Genomic DNA, 15,059 nt, shown 5'->3' with positions numbered 1-15,059 from the left:
GCGGGGTACTCCGTCGCACCTGGATGATAGGTGGAGTGCTCCTCGAGAAGACCGGCGCTTTGGCCGCCGTCATGGTGACCCTCGCGCTCGCCGGTTGCGGGATCGACCGTGATCTCCCGCCGATTCCCGAGGGCATCCCGCCCGGCCCGGGCACCCCGCTGCCGCTCATCGACCTAGACGGCCCCGGCCGCACGGCCGTTCAGTTGCGCGGCTGGGCCGAGGAGCAGGCGGACCGCATGGCGATTCCGTCGGTCGCGTTGGAGGCCTACGGCTACGCGGCGGCGGTACTCGCGCGGTCCAAGCCGGACTGCGGTATCGCCTGGACGACCATCGCGGGCATCGCGAGCGTGGAGAGCAAGCACGGCTCGCACGGCGGCTCGCGGATCGACGCGGACGGCACGGTGCGTCCGCCGATCATCGGCATCCCGCTCGACGGAAAGCCGGGCGTCGCGTTCGTCAAGGACACCGACGGCGGTGCGCTGGACGGTGACCCGGAGTTCGATCGCGCGATCGGCCCGCTGCAGTTCATCCCGGAAACCTGGAAGCGCTGGGGCGTCGACGCCAACGGCGACGGCGTGGCCGACCCGCAGAACATCGACGACGCGGCCCTCACCGCGGCCCGCTACCTGTGCGCGAGCGGCGGCGACCTGACCTCCGAGCAGGGTTGGCAGAAGGCGCTGCTCACCTATAACCAGTCCAACAGCTACCTGCTGACCGTGCGCGATCGCGCGGCCGCCTACAGCGTCGGCCGCCGGGTATGACCTCGTCCACCGGAGTGCCGGTTACCCGCCCAGCTCAGCGGACGCTAGGCTCGCAGCGCACGGCAATTTCCGTAATACCCACCGTGCCTGCAGCCTAAGGAGTGTCGTTTTCGTGGCCATCATCGAACAGGTCGGAGCTCGCGAGATCCTGGATTCTCGCGGAAACCCCACTGTCGAGGTCGAGATCGCCCTCGACGACGGCACCCTGACCCGGGCCGCTGTGCCCTCCGGCGCCTCTACCGGCGAGCACGAGGCCGTCGAGCTGCGTGACGGCGGCGAACGCTACGGCGGCAAGGGCGTACAGAAGGCCGTCGAGGGTGTGCTCGACGAGATCGCGCCCGCCGTCATCGGCCTGGACGCGGTCGAACAGCGCACCGTCGATCAGGTGCTGCTCGACCTGGACGGCACCCCGGACAAGTCCCGCCTCGGCGCGAACGCCCTGCTCGGTGTCTCGCTCGCGGTGGCTCGCGCCGCCGCCGAGTCCTCCGGCCTGGAGCTGTTCCGCTACCTCGGTGGCCCGAACGCGCACGTGCTTCCGGTGCCGATGATGAACATCCTCAACGGTGGCGCGCACGCCGACACCAGCGTGGACGTCCAGGAGTTCATGGTCGCCCCGATCGGCGCGCCCACCTTCAAGGAGGCGCTGCGCTGGGGTGCCGAGGTGTACCACGCGCTGAAGGCGGAGCTGAAGTCGAAGGGCCTGTCCACCGGTCTCGGCGACGAGGGCGGCTTCGCCCCCGACGTGGCGGGCACCCGTGAGGCGCTCGACCTGATCAGCGTGGCCATCGGCAAGACCGGCCTGAAGCTCGGCAGCGATGTCGCGCTCGCGATGGACGTCGCGGCCACCGAGTTCTACACGACCGGCAGCGGCTACAAGTTCGAGGGCAGTGTCCGCAGCGCCGCCGAGATGACCCAGTTCTACGCCGAGCTGCTCGCCTCCTACCCGCTGGTCTCGCTCGAGGACCCGCTGTCGGAGGACGACTGGGACGGCTGGGTCTCGCTCACCGACGAGATCGGCGAGAAGATCCAGATCGTCGGCGACGACCTGTTCGTCACCAACCCGGAGCGCCTGGAAGAGGGCATCGCCAAGGGCGCCGCGAACGCGCTGCTGGTGAAGGTGAACCAGATCGGCACGCTCACCGAGACTTTGGACGCCGTGGAGCTCGCGCACCGCAACGGCTACAAGACGATGATGAGCCACCGGTCCGGCGAGACCGAGGACACCACCATCGCCGACCTCGCGGTCGCGGTGGGCAGCGGCCAGATCAAGACCGGTGCGCCGGCGCGCAGTGAGCGGGTTGCCAAGTACAACCAGCTGCTGCGCATCGAGGACGCACTCGGTGATTCCGCGCGGTACGCCGGCGACGTCGCGTTCCCGCGCTTCGCATTCGAGGGTTAGTGACCGCGGTGCGAGCGACGGGCCCGGAGGCGGTAGCTTGCGTAACCACGAAGGGCCCCGGGAGCACCGCAGATTAGATACAGGGGATCGCTATGACGGAGCGACGTGCGCGTGGAACCAGTCCAGCCGGGCGTGGGGACCGCCGCACGTCGCGTTCCGCCAGCTCGCGGCCCAAGGCCGGATCCGATACGGAGACGGCCGCCAGGCCCGCCGCGGTAAAACGCACCGCGCGCAGGCGATCCGACGACAAGAAGGCCGAGCCGCAGAAGGTCGGCCTGCGCAGTACCGGCCACGGCTCGGACAAGCACGACCGCACCATCCTCGGCCTGTCCACCGGCAAGGCGGTGATCCTCGCCATCGTGGTGTGCGCGCTGGCGCTCACCCTGGCCGTGCCGATGCGCACCTACTTCACCCAGCGGGCCGAGGCCGCGCAGCTGGCGCAGCAGCGCAAGGACCTGGAGTCCGATCTGCAGCGGCTACGGGATCGCCGTGCGCAGCAACAGGATCCGGCCTACATCCGGTCCGAGGCCCGCGACCGGCTCCGGCTGGTGCTGCCCGGCGAGACCCCCTACATCGTGCAGGTGCCCGGCATGGAAGCCGCCGCCCCGCCCACCGCGGTGACCAGGTCCCGGGAGCCCGACCCCTGGTACACCGAGCTGTGGCGCAGCATCTCCGAACCACAACCCGCCCCCGCGGCCGACAAGGCAGCACCACCCGCACCGCCCGTCGCGCCGCCGCCAGGACCGGAAGGACCCAAGTGACCGAGCGCAGCGAGGGAACCACAGACACAGCACAATCTGTCGCAGCGGAACCGAGCGCCAGCGAGGTGAAGCTGTGACAGCACCGAACGACCAGGATCTCGCGATCATCGCCACGCAGCTCGGCCGCGAACCGCGCGGCGTGCTCGCCGTCGCCTATCGCACCCCGGACGGGATCCCGGCCGTCGTGAAAACCGCGCCCCGCCTGCCCGACGGCACGCCGTTCCCTACCCTGTACTACCTGACCGACCCGCGGCTCACCGCCGAGGCGAGCAGGCAGGAATCCGCGGGCGTGATGCGCGAGATGACCGAACGGCTCGGCAGCGACCAGGAATTGGCCGCGGCCTACCTCGCCGCGCACCAGAGCTACCTGGCCGAGCGCAACGAGATCGAGTCGCTCGGTACCGATTTCACCGGCGGCGGGATGCCGGAGCGGGTCAAGTGCCTGCACGTGCTGATCGCGCACGCGCTGGCCAAGGGGCCGGGCGTGAACCCGTTCGGCGACGAGGCGGTGGCGCTGGCCGCCGACAATGGGTTGCGCGGCACCGCGATTCCGGCCGACTGGCCGAAGTACGAGCGGGTCGGCGTGCCGGAAAGCGGAGCGCAGGCATGACTGACCGGGTAGCCGCCGTCGATTGCGGGACCAACTCCATCCGACTGTTGATCGCCGATGTGCGCGACGACGGCACCTTGGCCGACGTGCACCGCGAGATGCGGATCGTGCGTCTCGGCCAGGGCGTCGACGCGACCGGTTCGCTGGCGCCCGAGGCGATCGAACGCACCAGGGTCGCGTTGGCCGATTACGTTGCGCTGATGCGGAAGACGGGTGTCATCCGGGTGCGCATGACGGCCACCTCCGCCACCCGCGACGCATCCAATCGCGAGGACTTCTTCGCCATGGCCCGCGCCGAACTCGGCACCGTGGTGCCCGGCGCGGAAGCCGAGGTGATCTCCGGTGACGAGGAGGCGCGGCTGTCGTTCGCCGGTGCCATCGGCGAACTCGCCAGCGAGGCAGGGCCTTTCGTCGTGGTCGACCTCGGTGGCGGCTCGACCGAGCTGGTCTTCGGCGACAGCGCGGGCGTGCAGGCCGCGTTCTCCGCCGACATCGGCTGCGTGCGGATCACCGAACGCTGCCTGCCGGGCGACCCGCCGACCGCCGAACAGGTCGGCGCCGCAAGGGAATTCGCTGCCGAGCGACTATCCGAAGCCTTTGCCCGCGTGCCCGTCGAGGGCGCGCACACCTGGGTCGGCGTCGCGGGCACCATGACCACGCTGGCCGCCGTCGCGCTCGACCTCCCCGAATACGACTCGGAGAAGGTGCATCTCACCCGGCTCACGCTGGATCAGCTTCGGGCCGTGTGTGATCGCCTGATCGGCATGACCCACGACGAGCGTGCGGCCCTCGGCCCCATGCACCCCGGCCGCGTCGATGTGATCGGCGGCGGTGGCGTCATCGCCGAGGTGCTCGCCGACGAACTCGCCCGCCGCGCAGGCATTTCCGAGATCGTCGTCTCCGAACACGACATCCTCGACGGCATCGCGCTCTCCATCGCCTGACGTCGGTCCTCCTATTCGGACTTGCCTTCGCGCGCTCGGCCGGTGACCAGATCGGCCAGCCTGGACAGTGATTCCTTGTTCCGCGGCGCGAGCAGTTGCGTCTGCACCAGGTCGGGTACCAGTGCCGCGGGCCCGCTGATCGCGCGTTCGAACATGCTGATCCGGGTGGTGGCGGGCGTGATCTCGGTCAGCTCCAACCGGATCCATGCCGAGCCCACCGGCCACAGCCGGGCCTCCAGCTCGAGCATTCGCGGCTCGTCCACGTCGCGCACCTTCGTGGTGTCGGACAGGTTCAGCGGCCACGGACCGACGCTGTGGTGGATGCGGGTGCCGACGGCGGGCCAGCCGGGGTCGACATCGCGAATGTGGGAGGCGCCGACCACCCAGAGCGGGTAGAGCCAGCCGTCGGCCAGCACCGCGAACGTATCCGCCACCGAGGCGGGCACCGTGATTTCTACCGGATCCATCCGTGCGTCACTTTCGTCGTCTGACGGGGCTCTGGTGATGCCCAACATGGGCCTGGGGAAACGCTCCGATATGCAGTCTGGCACGATCCGCAACCGGGCGCGATGCTGCGAGGATCTTCGAGATTTCGGCGTTGATGCCGAAGAATCGTCGCAAACATGGGAAGGTCTGAGGATGTCGGAAGTGAAAACGGCTGATTCACCGATCGCCGCACGGACCATCTTCGGTCACCCGATCGGGTTGACCAACCTTTTCGGAGTCGAGCTCTGGGAACGGTTCTCGTACTACGGGATGGTCAGCATCCTCGGGTACTACCTGTACTACTCGTCGACCGACGGCGGCCTCGGACTGGACAAGAGCACGGGCGTCGGCATCGTCGGCGCCTACGGCGGGCTGGTCTACCTGTCCACCGTGCTCGGCGGCTGGATCGCCGACCGGCTGCTCGGCATGGAACGGACGGTCTTCTACGGCGGCGTGGTGGTGATGGCCGGGCATATCGCGCTGGCCGTGCTGCCCGGGCTGACCGGAGTGGGCGTCGGTTTGGTGCTGGTCGCGCTCGGCAGCGGTGCGCTCAAGGCCAATGCCTCCTCGTTGCTCGGCACGCTGTATCCGAAGGGCGACGCGCGCGCCGACGGCGGTTTCACGCTCTTCTACCTCGGCATCAACATCGGCGCGTTCAGCGGCCCGTTGCTCACCGGCCTGCTGCACGACCACCTCGGCTTCCACGTCGCGTTCGGCGCCGCCGCGATCGGCATGGCGCTCGGCCTCATCCAGTACGTGGTGTTCCGGCGCAATCTCGGCACGCACGGCCGCGACGTGCCGAACCCGTTGCCGCGCAGCGAGATCGGCCGGACGGTCGCCGTGCTCGTCGTCGCCGCGGTGCTGGTTGCCGTGGTCTTCATGACCGGCCTCGTCACGTTGGACAACCTGCCCGACGCGACCACCGGCGTCATCGCCGGTGCCGCGATCATCTACTTCTTCGTCATGCTGACCAGCCCCAAGGTGACGCCGGTCGAGCGGAGCCGGGTGCGCGCGTTCATCCCGCTGTTCATCGCCAACGCGGTGTTCTGGTCGCTGTTCCAGCAGATCTTCACGGTGCTCTCGGTCTACTCCGACGAGCGGATCGACTGGCGCATCTTCGGCTGGACCGCCCCGTCGAACTGGATCAGCTCGGTCGAGCCGGTCTGGATCATCTCGCTGTCACCGCTTTTCGCCATCATGTGGACCAAGCTGGGCTCGCGCGCGCCGAGTACGCCGCGCAAATTCGCGCTCGGTGTGGTCGGCATGGGCCTGGCGTTCATGTTGTTCGTGCCGCTGTCGTTCATCAGCGGGCAGCACGTGCCGATCCTGCTCATCGTCGCCGTGCTGGCCGGTTTCGCGGTGTCGGAGTTGCTGCTCTCACCGATCGGTCTTGCGGTCACCACCCAGCTCGCACCGGAAGCTTTCCGGGCACAGATGATGGCGCTGTACTTTTTTTCGGTTGGCATCGGCACGTCGATGTCGGGTACTTTGGCTCGGTTCTATGACCCAGACCACGAAATCGCCTACTTCGGCATCATCGGCGCCGTCGCGGTCTGCGCCGGACTGGTCGTGGCCGCCATCGCGCCGCGGATCAGCAAGCACATGGAAGGCGTGCACTAGCGCGCCCCGGGACGTAGACAGCTCGACAGCATGATCAGAGGTAGAGGAGAAGGTGTGGCGATCCGCAAGCCGGACGGCGCGACGGGACAGGACCCGGCTCGATGGGGCGGGCTGTTCCGCACCAAATCCGTCGAGCAATCGATCAAGGACACCGACGAGCCGGACTCGAAACTCCGCAAGGACCTGACCGCGTGGGACCTCACGGTCTTCGGCGTCGCGGTGGTGATCGGCGCGGGCATCTTCACGCTCACCGCACGCACCGCGGGCAACGTGGCCGGACCGTCGGTCTCGCTCGCGTTCGTCTTCGCCGCGATCGCCTGCGGGCTGACCGCGCTCTGCTACGCCGAGTTCGCGTCGACGGTCCCGGTGGCGGGCAGCGCGTACACGTTCTCCTACGCCACCTTCGGTGAACTCGTCGCGTGGATCATCGGCTGGGACCTGATCCTGGAATTCGCGCTGGCCACCTCGGTCGTCGCGAAGGGCTGGTCGCAGTACCTCGGCGAGGTGATGGGTTCGACGCCGATCGTGCACATCGGCTCGGTGTCCTTCGACTGGGGCGCGGTGCTGCTGATCGCGATCCTCGGCGTGCTGCTGGCGACCGGAACCAAGGTGTCCTCGCGGGTATCCGCGGTGGCGGTCGCGATCAAGCTGGCCGTGATCGCGCTCGTGCTGATCGTCGGCATCAGCTACTTCAAGTCGGAGAACCTGACCCCCTACATTCCGCCGTCACAGCCCAGCGAATCGAGCGACGGCCTGCGCCAGTCGCTGTTCTCCTTCCTGACCGGCGCCGGGCACACCAGCTTTGGCTGGTACGGCCTGCTCGCCGCGGCCAGCCTGGTGTTCTTCGCGTTCATCGGCTTCGACGTGGTGGCGACCACCGCCGAGGAGACCAAGAACCCGCAGAAGGCGGTGCCGCGCGGCATCCTCGGCTCGCTGCTGATCGTCACCATCCTGTACGTCGCGGTGTCGCTGGTGCTCACCGGCATGGTGCCCTACACCGAGTTGTCCGGTGACAACGCCACGCTCGCAACGGCTTTCGCGATTCACGGCGATACCTGGGTGAAGAACATCATCTCGGTCGGCGCGCTCGCCGGACTCACCACGGTGGTCATGGTGATGTTCCTCGGCCAGACCCGAGTGCTGTTCGCGATGTCGCGCGACGGGCTGATGCCGCGAAAGCTGGCGCACACCAGCAAGTACGGCACGCCGGTGCGGATCACCGCGATCGTCGGCGTCGTCTGCGCGGTGCTCGCCGGTTTCGTCGACTTCGGCACGCTCGAGGAAATGGTCAACATCGGCACACTGTTCGCGTTCGTGCTGGTCTCGATCGGCGTGCTGATCCTGCGCCGCACCCGTCCGGATCTGCCGCGCGGCTTCCGCGTTCCGCTGGTGCCGGTGGTCCCGATTCTCGGTGTCCTCGCGTGCTTCTGGCTGATGCTGAACCTGTCGGTGGAAACCTGGATCCGGTTCATCGTCTGGATGGCTCTCGGTTTCATCATCTACTTCGCCTATAGCCGGCGGTACTCGGTGCTACGCAACACTCCCGCGGAGTAAGTGCGGTGAGTGGCACATCCGCCATTCACGCCATTGATGTGCGAAGCGTGCTCTCGACCGTTGGTCGGGGGCACGCTTTGTGCGTCGGGCTGGGGAATGGCGCGAGAGTAGCGTGGCGATAGTGTCGCAGCGGGAGCTTGTCGTCCTCGGGACTGCCAGTCAGGTGCCTACCAAGCAGCGCAACCACAATGGGTATCTGCTGCGGTGGGATGACGAAGGGGTGCTGTTCGATCCGGGGGAGGGGACGCAGCGGCAGATGACGTATGCCGGGGTGTCGGCCACCGACATCACGCGGATCGCGATCACGCATTTCCACGGCGATCACAGCCTCGGGCTGGCCGGTGTGGTTCAGCGGATCAGTCTCGATCAGGTGCCGCACGCGGTCGATGTGTGCTTTCCCGCCTCGGGCGCCGAGTATTACGACCGACTCGTCAACGCCACCTCGTACTACCAGCGCGCCGAATTACGCCCTCGCCCAATCGATCGACCGGGTCCGGTGGAATTCCCCGGCGCGCCGTTCGCGGTATCGGCGGTTCAGCTCTCCCACCCCGTCGACACTTTCGGTTACCGCCTCACCGAGCCGTCCGGACGCCGCATCCTGCCCGACCGGCTGCGGGCTTACGGACTGAGCGGTCCGATCATCACCCGACTGCAACAGCAGGGCTACCTCGAAATAGCCGGTCGCACCATCACTCTCGAAGAGGTCAGCGAGCCGCGTCCCGGCCAGAGCTTCGCCTTCGTGATGGACACCCGCCGCTGCGACGGCGTCCACGAACTCGCCGCCGACGCCGACATGCTCGTCATCGAGGCCACCTTCCTCGACGCCGACGCCCACCTCGCCGTCGAATACGGCCACCTCACCGCGGGCCAAGCCGCGCGTGTCGCGGCCGACGCGCGCGCCCGCACCCTAGTCCTCACTCACTTCTCCCAGCGCTACCGAGACCTGTCCGAGCACCTCGCCGAAGCCCGCCGGCACTTCACCGGCACCATCCACATAGCCACCGACCTCACCCGAATCCCGCTGCCGCCCAGGCGATAACGAAACACCGCCGATCCACCCTTCCCGCCACGTCCCGTCGCCACCCTTTTGGTCAACTGCCCGACAATCTCCAGGAGGACGCCGACACGTTGCACAGCTTGAACAGTCGGAATTCCGGTACACCCGTACGACTCGGTACGCTGTCCCGGACGCCCCCATAGCCCAATTGGCAGAGGCAGTGGACTTAAAATCCATCGAGTGTCGGTTCGAGTCCGACTGGGGGCACGAGAGGCTATGCGCCTAAAGATGCCGGTACGTGCTGTTTCTTAGGCTTGGTCGTCTGCCTGGACAACGATTCTGCCCACCCTTTGCCCACAACCTTCTGCATTTTGCGCGCCACGGCCTCAAGGTCGTCATCGAATAGATCGGCGTACACATCCAGCGTCATCGCTGCCGAAGCGTGGCCTGGCATCCGCTGTACGGCCTCGACGTTGGCCCCGGCACTGATCGCCAGGCTTGCCGCTGTGTGGCGTAGGTCGTGCGCCGTGACCGTGAGAACGATTCTCCGCGCTGTCGTGCCGAGCTGTACCAAGGCCAGAAGGCCACCACGATTCCAACCGGCGGTGTGTAGATTCGGACGGCTCCATCCATCCCTTCCTGATCGCCTGAGCAACGAGAAAGCGCCCCCCTGCAACAACCTTCCAGGGCGCTATTTCGTGCTTGGGTCACCACGCGAAGCGATCGCCTTTCGTTGCGAAGGCTCCGTTTCCCCTCGGGGTGATCCGCCACCGCCGACCGCTGGCCACAATCAGGCCGCGGGATTGCAGCCGGGACACAGCTCCGCGTGTCTGCCAGCTGGTCAGTTTGCCTTGTGCTGCAAGCTGTTCCACGGTGAGCATCCCACCTGGAGCCAAGACACTGAGTACCGCGAAGTCCTGGGCGGTGTGTGGCTTGCTCATTTCCATATCCAGAGCCGCCAACACGGCAGGCTCGGTGTCGTCTCGGCGGTATCCGTCTGGACGGTCACCCGGTAGTCGGGATTCCAGTCCTTCAGGGCCGACGCAAGTCGAACGATCACATCGGCCGGGGCGGTGTAGGAGCCGACCGGGTGTGCTGGGCCGTTGCCGAAGTCGATCCGTATCCGCTGCGGCAGTCGGTGACTGTTCATCAGGGTCCTCCTGGGGAGGGTTGTCGGCTACCGGCCCCTTTACGGAGCCAACATCAACCCTGTCTGCGCTGCCGTGCCGATGCGAGGTCGCTACAGGTGTCAATCCGGCCCTATTCAGGGCGACATTTAGGCGTCAAAGAGTTACGGTGTCGGCATGGTTTCGGCACCGAACACGGCTCTGCGCGCGGCCCGGAACGCGCGCCTGATGAGCCAGGACGACCTAGCACGGGCACTCCGGGACGCCGGATGTGTCAGCGCCAACAAACGTCTTGTGCAGCGCTGGGAAGCAGGGCTCACTGCCAACCCACACCCGACCTACGCGCGAGCGCTCGAGAAGGTCATGCGGCTGCCTATCGAGTCTCTGGGCTTTGGTGCCGTGGTGACAGGCCGAAGCCTGTCCGGCGGTGAGGACGGCACCGTGGTCGACTCGCCGATCGGTGAAGTCTCGCCCGAGCAGTTCAACGCCCGGCGACCCAGGACGCCCGGAAACTATTCCGGGATCTGGTTATCCCGGTACGAGTACTACAGCAGTGGCAGAGACGCGACGTTTACAGCCGTGCACCACGTCGTGGTGCTACAGCACGACAACCGCCTGACAGTGCGAAGCCTGCCGAACTCGGCGCAGTCCGCCATGGAGATGGATCTCACCGTCGACGGGCATGTGGCTACCGGCACATGGTCGGAGCACACCGCGCAGGACGGCTACTACCACGGTGCCTACTACCACGGGGCGATTCAGATGCTGATCGAGCTGACCGGCGCTCGAATGGCGGGTAAGTGGGTCGGGTTCGGCAAGAACTTCGAGATCAACTCCGGTCCGTGGGAACTGGTACTTCAGGAGTCATCGACGTCCAAGGCTGCAATCGACGCCTACGACCGACCACCTGACGTATAGCCCTCCCGGTGCGGGGTCTTCGCATGTCCTAGGTGCCCACAATCTGCCCACAATCGACCTGGAAACACCGTGAATCGGCGTGACCCACCGTGAAGTAAAACCCTGGCAGAGGCAGAGTTTGAGCCTCCGACCAGGGGCGCTAAATTGTTTCGAGTCCGACTGGGGGCACGAGAGATCTTCGATGCTCAGCTGGCGAGCGGGCCGGGACCGTGCAGGACGGTCAGGCACAGTCAAGTGCCGACTGGCCACCATTCTGGGCGCCTACACCGGTGCATCGCCCAGAATCCTGATCGAGGAAGCCGACACCTTCGGCAGCACCGAGGACGACCTACCGCGATTCCGCCTCGATATCACCACACCCGCAGGCCATCTGACAGCCCGCTCCAGAGCGACACTCATCCGAGCATCGACCGCCGAGTTGCGAACTAGCGCCAGAGCCAACGGTTCACGAATATGGGTACTGATCCACGAACAACCGACGCTGGGGCTCAGCAGCGCCTCGGTTTATGGCGGAGGAACATTCAATGACCAACGGACCGTCACGAATAATTGTCGAGCGAGTCGACCTTCTCCCCAGCCGGGCCGACTGGATATTCGTCACCGGTGTGCTCTCCGGCGAGCCGGTCAGCATCGGCGATGCAGTGACCATCCACCACGGCGACCAGACCACGGGCGCGACGATCAAATCGATCGAACTTCATGGTCGGCCCGGGAAAACGACGATCATGCTGGACGCGGAGCTGCGCCCGATCGTCACCGCTGGCACAGTGATCAACCGCCAGCAATGACATGGTCGGCCAGTTCCGCAACACCCTGATCTGTTCGGTTCCAGCCGAGAAAGGCGCCTGGTTGCGATGACCGATATCCAAGAGTGGGAGCGACAGCTCGAGCAAGACCTCGCCGACATCCGTCGCAGCAGTGCACAGCTCGCCAGCGCCATCGCTGTCGTGCGGGGTCGCGGCGAAGTCCGCGGTATCACCATCGAGGTCGACGCAGACGGCGACATCACCAACCTCCAAATCGCCCCCGCTGCAATGCGATGGAGCGGCAACCAGCTCACCACGGTCCTGCTCGACTGCCACCGCAAAGCCCGAGCCGACGCCAGAGACAAGGTCGAACACCTACTCTCCAAGGCCGACCCACGGCTCGGCAGGCAGCTCCCACGGCCACACAGCGAGCCCACGTCTACCGTTCGTTCTCACCCGACTGAAGAAGAGATTCAGCGCGCAGACGACGAATACTTCGAACGTCTGAACAACGGCTGGACGAATAACCGCTGACCACAGCCTGATTGAGTCCTGTGACGGCAAGGCTTAGTTGTCACCACCGTTGACGATCGAGCAGGCTGTTGCTAGCTCACGGTGTGTGACCGGGGGATTGTCGGACGCCAGTGGATAGGTCTGTGGAGTAACGGTTTCGGAGCTGCTGCTTGTAGACCTTGCCGCTGTCGTCGCGGGGCAGGGACTGCACGATTTCGATGCGGGTGGGCATCTTGTAGTGCGCGAGTTGGTCGGACAGTGCTGCGCGGATCGCGGCGGCGGTGAGGCTCGTACCGGGGCGGGGCAGGATGTGGGCGGCTACGATCTCGCCGAGGTCGCCGGTGTCGGGTATGCCGAACACGGCCACGTCCTCGACGCCGTCCAGGGCGGCGATGGCATTCTCGATCTCGGCGGGGTAGATGTTCACGCCGCCGCGGATCACCACTTCGGCGTCCCGGCCGGTCAGATACAGGAAGCCGTCCTCGTCCAGGTAGCCGAGGTCGCCGACCCACAGCATGCCCTCGACCGGAGAGTGCGGTGCGCCGAGGTTGAGGTACTCGAAGCGCGGCCAGTAGTCGGCGCCGCGTACCCAGACGCGGCCGATCTCGCCGACCGGCAGCGCGTTGCCCTGCTCGTCGCCGATGTGCACGGCCGAGCCGTCCGTGGCGCGGCCGACGCTGCCGGGGTGGTCGAGCCACTCCGGGGCGCTGATCCAGGTGATCGTGCCCGCCTCGCTGCACCCGTAGAACTCCCAGAGCGCGTCGCCGAACAGGTCGATGGCGGCCCGCTTGAGTGCGGGCGGGCACGGCGCGGCGGAATGAATGACGTGGGTCAGGCTCGAAAGGTCATAGGTTGCGCGTACTTCGGCGGGCACGCTCAGAATGCGCGAAACCATGGTGGGCACGATCTTGACCTGCCGGATGCGATGCTGATCGACCAACTGCAGGAACTTACGGGCCTCCCACTTGGGCATGATCACGATATCGGCGCCCATCCGCAGCCCGAGCACCGCGACCGCATTGGGCGAGGTGTGGTACAGCGGCCCGGCAACCAACATCGGCACACCCGGCGCCAGCCCCATCCGCTGGGCAGTCGCCCCGGCGATGCTCAACAGCTGATGCGGTGTCATCTGCTCCCGCGCAACACCTTTGGGCTTGCCCGTCGTGCCAGAGGTATAGATGACGCCCATCGATTCGGAGATCGCACCTTCGATATGCCCGACAGGCTCCGGGTGCGCGGCGATCCAGTCCTCCAACAAGTCGTGGCGACCGGTGGGCTCGGCCAACCCGAGATCCCATCCGCCCTCGACAAGCAGCTCAGGAGACATCGAGATTTCCACGATACGAGCCGCACTACCAGCCAGTTCCCGAGCAGCCTCCAGGACAGACACGAATTCGGTGTGCGCAAAGATCAACCGCACCTGCGCATCACTGAGCACATGCGCAACCTCGCGCGCCGTCCATCGAGTGTTGATCGGCAACGGATTGCCCCCGGTAGACGCGATACCAACCGAAACCTCGAGAAACTCGATGTCATTGCGAGCCATCGCAACACACTTGTCCCCGCGCCCGACCCCAGCCCCCAAGATCGCCGCCCCAAGCCGACCTGCCCGAAGCAGAGCTTCGGGCTGAGTGCGTACGCGAGCACCGCAGACGAGAGTGGGAGCTTCCAACGAGGTATCGACCATGCCTGAAAAGTCTGCCACCCCAACGATTATCGGTGAGCATGGGTCCGGCCAGGCTGCGTCGGGCCCGTCCGAAATCTGTTCAGCAGGCCACCCCGGTGAGGCGGCGGGTGCGGGATGGGGTGGCGGCGTGGACGGCGGCGGCGAGGGCTACTACCGGGGGGATCCAGCGGGCCTGGGTGGGGGAGATGTCCCAGGTGGCTGCGCCGTTGGCGAGGCGGGTGGGTGGGAGGGGAATGCCGGCGCCGTCGGTGTGGACGGTGGCGCCTGCGTTGCGCAGGGCTTCGATCGCCATGGTTGCCTTGGCTACGCCGACTACCAGGTGGATTTCGCGGCGCTCGGGGCCGGGAATCTCGAGGACGGGGCCGGACAGGTTGTTGGCGCGCAGGTAGCGGCGGACTCCGGCGGCGAGGTCGCCGGTGAGTTCGACGGCGGCTATCTGCTCGTCGATGATCAGGCACACGCCATTGGCCGTTTCGGCGACTGTCCAGCCGCGGCGGCGGTAGTCCTGCACCGCGTCAGGTGTTGCCACGGTGACGGAACTCGGAAACGTCGCGGGCACTGTCTTCTCCATTTCACCAGGTCGATCGCGATCTCAGTTCGGTCTGCGCAGGCACCCCGTCACCTGCACCTGTGCATCAAATCGTCTGCGGCTAGCAATTTCCCTACAGAATGCTTGTGATCGCCAACCGCACCAGCGATTCTGCGCGGGTCGCCCCGTCGAGGGCATCGGCCAGCGGTCGCGTCCCGTGTCATCCTTTGGGCGGACCTACCCCGATACCCCGACCCTGAGGCGGGGCTGACAGGGGTTTCCGGGCTCACGACCGCCTCACAGCTAATTGCCAAGTGCCCCTCGAGGTTTCACCAGCCAGGCATGGTTCAAATAGGTATGGGATCGATATGGGGGTGGGGGGCGGCGTCCGCCGGTTGTGCAGCGGC

At 66.5% G+C, this 15,059-nt stretch carries 15 protein-coding genes, 1 tRNA gene and 1 pseudogene; 12 read left to right on the top strand and 5 right to left on the bottom strand.

The annotated features are described in order from the left end of the window. Positions 1-23 precede the first annotated feature (23 nt). The 5 genes from ACQPW1_RS43165 (at position 24) to ACQPW1_RS43145 (ending at position 4,475) form a co-directional block, all read left to right on the top strand. On the top strand, positions 24-761 hold the full coding sequence (locus ACQPW1_RS43165; RefSeq protein ID WP_433659189.1) for a lytic transglycosylase domain-containing protein: 738 nt from the start codon (positions 24-26) through the stop codon (positions 759-761). Between the two features lie 112 nt (positions 762-873). Then, positions 874-2,160 (top strand): phosphopyruvate hydratase, encoded by a 1,287-nt coding sequence (gene eno, locus ACQPW1_RS43160; protein ID WP_433659187.1) that lies wholly within the window; start codon positions 874-876, stop codon positions 2,158-2,160. Between the two features lie 92 nt (positions 2,161-2,252). Next, a complete protein-coding gene (locus ACQPW1_RS43155; RefSeq protein WP_433659185.1) occupies positions 2,253-2,921 on the top strand; it encodes an FtsB family cell division protein in 669 nt (222 codons plus the stop codon). A 73-nt stretch (positions 2,922-2,994) separates the two neighbouring features. Next, positions 2,995-3,531 (top strand): DUF501 domain-containing protein, encoded by a 537-nt coding sequence (locus tag ACQPW1_RS43150; RefSeq protein ID WP_433659183.1) that lies wholly within the window; start codon positions 2,995-2,997, stop codon positions 3,529-3,531. Then, positions 3,528-4,475 (top strand): exopolyphosphatase, encoded by a 948-nt coding sequence (locus ACQPW1_RS43145; RefSeq protein ID WP_433659181.1) that lies wholly within the window; start codon positions 3,528-3,530, stop codon positions 4,473-4,475. The genes ACQPW1_RS43150 and ACQPW1_RS43145 overlap by 4 nt, the downstream gene beginning before the upstream one ends. Positions 4,476-4,486: 11 nt before the next feature. Here ACQPW1_RS43145 and ACQPW1_RS43140 read toward each other — a convergent pair whose 3' ends face one another. Beyond that, positions 4,487-4,942, bottom strand: coding sequence for an SRPBCC family protein (locus tag ACQPW1_RS43140; RefSeq protein ID WP_433659179.1), 456 nt, complete (start codon positions 4,940-4,942; stop codon positions 4,487-4,489). Positions 4,943-5,114: 172 nt separating this feature from the next. Here ACQPW1_RS43140 and ACQPW1_RS43135 point away from each other — a divergent pair, with 172 nt between their 5' ends. The 4 genes from ACQPW1_RS43135 (at position 5,115) to ACQPW1_RS43120 (ending at position 9,399) form a co-directional block, all read left to right on the top strand. Beyond that, positions 5,115-6,581, top strand: coding sequence for a peptide MFS transporter (locus ACQPW1_RS43135; protein ID WP_433659177.1), 1,467 nt, complete (start codon positions 5,115-5,117; stop codon positions 6,579-6,581). A gap of 54 nt (positions 6,582-6,635) precedes the next feature. Then, positions 6,636-8,135 (top strand): amino acid permease, encoded by a 1,500-nt coding sequence (locus ACQPW1_RS43130; RefSeq protein WP_433659176.1) that lies wholly within the window; start codon positions 6,636-6,638, stop codon positions 8,133-8,135. Between the two features lie 121 nt (positions 8,136-8,256). Beyond that, positions 8,257-9,174: a ribonuclease Z gene (locus tag ACQPW1_RS43125; protein ID WP_433659174.1), complete on the top strand. Its 918-nt coding sequence runs from the start codon at positions 8,257-8,259 to the stop codon at positions 9,172-9,174. Positions 9,175-9,325: 151 nt separating this feature from the next. Then, positions 9,326-9,399 (top strand) — tRNA-Leu (locus ACQPW1_RS43120). A 7-nt stretch (positions 9,400-9,406) separates the two neighbouring features. On the opposite strand, the pseudogene ACQPW1_RS43115 reads toward ACQPW1_RS43120, so the two are convergent. Continuing rightward, positions 9,407-9,664 (bottom strand): annotated as a pseudogene (locus ACQPW1_RS43115) (tyrosine-type recombinase/integrase); the annotation flags it as partial. A 405-nt stretch (positions 9,665-10,069) separates the two neighbouring features. Next, positions 10,070-10,282 (bottom strand): hypothetical protein, encoded by a 213-nt coding sequence (locus ACQPW1_RS43110; protein WP_433659172.1) that lies wholly within the window; start codon positions 10,280-10,282, stop codon positions 10,070-10,072. Positions 10,283-10,436: 154 nt separating this feature from the next. On the opposite strand from ACQPW1_RS43110, the gene ACQPW1_RS43105 reads away from it, so the two are divergent. The 3 genes from ACQPW1_RS43105 (at position 10,437) to ACQPW1_RS43095 (ending at position 12,457) form a co-directional block, all read left to right on the top strand. After that, the gene (locus ACQPW1_RS43105; RefSeq protein ID WP_433659170.1) at positions 10,437-11,177 is read left to right on the top strand and encodes a helix-turn-helix transcriptional regulator; all 741 of its coding nucleotides are present in this window, start codon (positions 10,437-10,439) and stop codon (positions 11,175-11,177) included. Between the two features lie 524 nt (positions 11,178-11,701). Beyond that, positions 11,702-11,965, top strand: coding sequence for a hypothetical protein (locus ACQPW1_RS43100; RefSeq protein WP_433659168.1), 264 nt, complete (start codon positions 11,702-11,704; stop codon positions 11,963-11,965). A gap of 66 nt (positions 11,966-12,031) precedes the next feature. Continuing rightward, entirely contained in the window at positions 12,032-12,457 is a 426-nt protein-coding gene (locus ACQPW1_RS43095; protein WP_433659166.1) for a hypothetical protein, read from the top strand. A gap of 76 nt (positions 12,458-12,533) precedes the next feature. On the opposite strand, the gene ACQPW1_RS43090 is transcribed toward ACQPW1_RS43095, so the two are convergent. Both ACQPW1_RS43090 and ACQPW1_RS43085 read right to left on the bottom strand, forming a co-directional pair. Continuing rightward, a complete protein-coding gene (locus ACQPW1_RS43090) occupies positions 12,534-14,123 on the bottom strand; it encodes an AMP-binding protein (protein WP_433665501.1) in 1,590 nt (529 codons plus the stop codon). Between the two features lie 79 nt (positions 14,124-14,202). Then, positions 14,203-14,682, bottom strand: a complete 480-nt coding sequence (locus ACQPW1_RS43085; protein ID WP_433659164.1) for a hypothetical protein — start codon at positions 14,680-14,682, stop codon at positions 14,203-14,205. Positions 14,683-15,059 lie beyond the last annotated feature (377 nt).

The organism is Nocardia sp. CA-128927, from assembly GCF_050955855.1.
Classification (GTDB): domain Bacteria; phylum Actinomycetota; class Actinomycetes; order Mycobacteriales; family Mycobacteriaceae; genus Nocardia.
The sequence above is the reverse complement of the archived record's forward strand: the minus strand, read 5'-3'. Positions and strand labels throughout refer to the sequence as shown.

Bases quoted from the DNA above. Each gene is read 5' to 3' on its own strand.
- ACQPW1_RS43105 (WP_433659170.1), top strand. From the start codon at position 10,437: ATGGTTTCGGCACCGAACACGGCTCTGCGCGCGGCCCGGAACGCGCGC.
- ACQPW1_RS43155 (WP_433659185.1), top strand. From the start codon at position 2,253: ATGACGGAGCGACGTGCGCGTGGAACCAGTCCAGCCGGGCGTGGGGAC.
- ACQPW1_RS43140 (WP_433659179.1), bottom strand. From the start codon at position 4,942: ATGGATCCGGTAGAAATCACGGTGCCCGCCTCGGTGGCGGATACGTTC.
- ACQPW1_RS43090 (WP_433665501.1), bottom strand. From the start codon at position 14,123: ATGGTCGATACCTCGTTGGAAGCTCCCACTCTCGTCTGCGGTGCTCGC.
- ACQPW1_RS43095 (WP_433659166.1), top strand. From the start codon at position 12,032: ATGACCGATATCCAAGAGTGGGAGCGACAGCTCGAGCAAGACCTCGCC.
- ACQPW1_RS43110 (WP_433659172.1), bottom strand. From the start codon at position 10,282: ATGAACAGTCACCGACTGCCGCAGCGGATACGGATCGACTTCGGCAAC.
- ACQPW1_RS43100 (WP_433659168.1), top strand. From the start codon at position 11,702: ATGACCAACGGACCGTCACGAATAATTGTCGAGCGAGTCGACCTTCTC.
- ACQPW1_RS43135 (WP_433659177.1), top strand. From the start codon at position 5,115: ATGTCGGAAGTGAAAACGGCTGATTCACCGATCGCCGCACGGACCATC.
- ACQPW1_RS43165 (WP_433659189.1), top strand. From the start codon at position 24: ATGATAGGTGGAGTGCTCCTCGAGAAGACCGGCGCTTTGGCCGCCGTC.
- ACQPW1_RS43145 (WP_433659181.1), top strand. From the start codon at position 3,528: ATGACTGACCGGGTAGCCGCCGTCGATTGCGGGACCAACTCCATCCGA.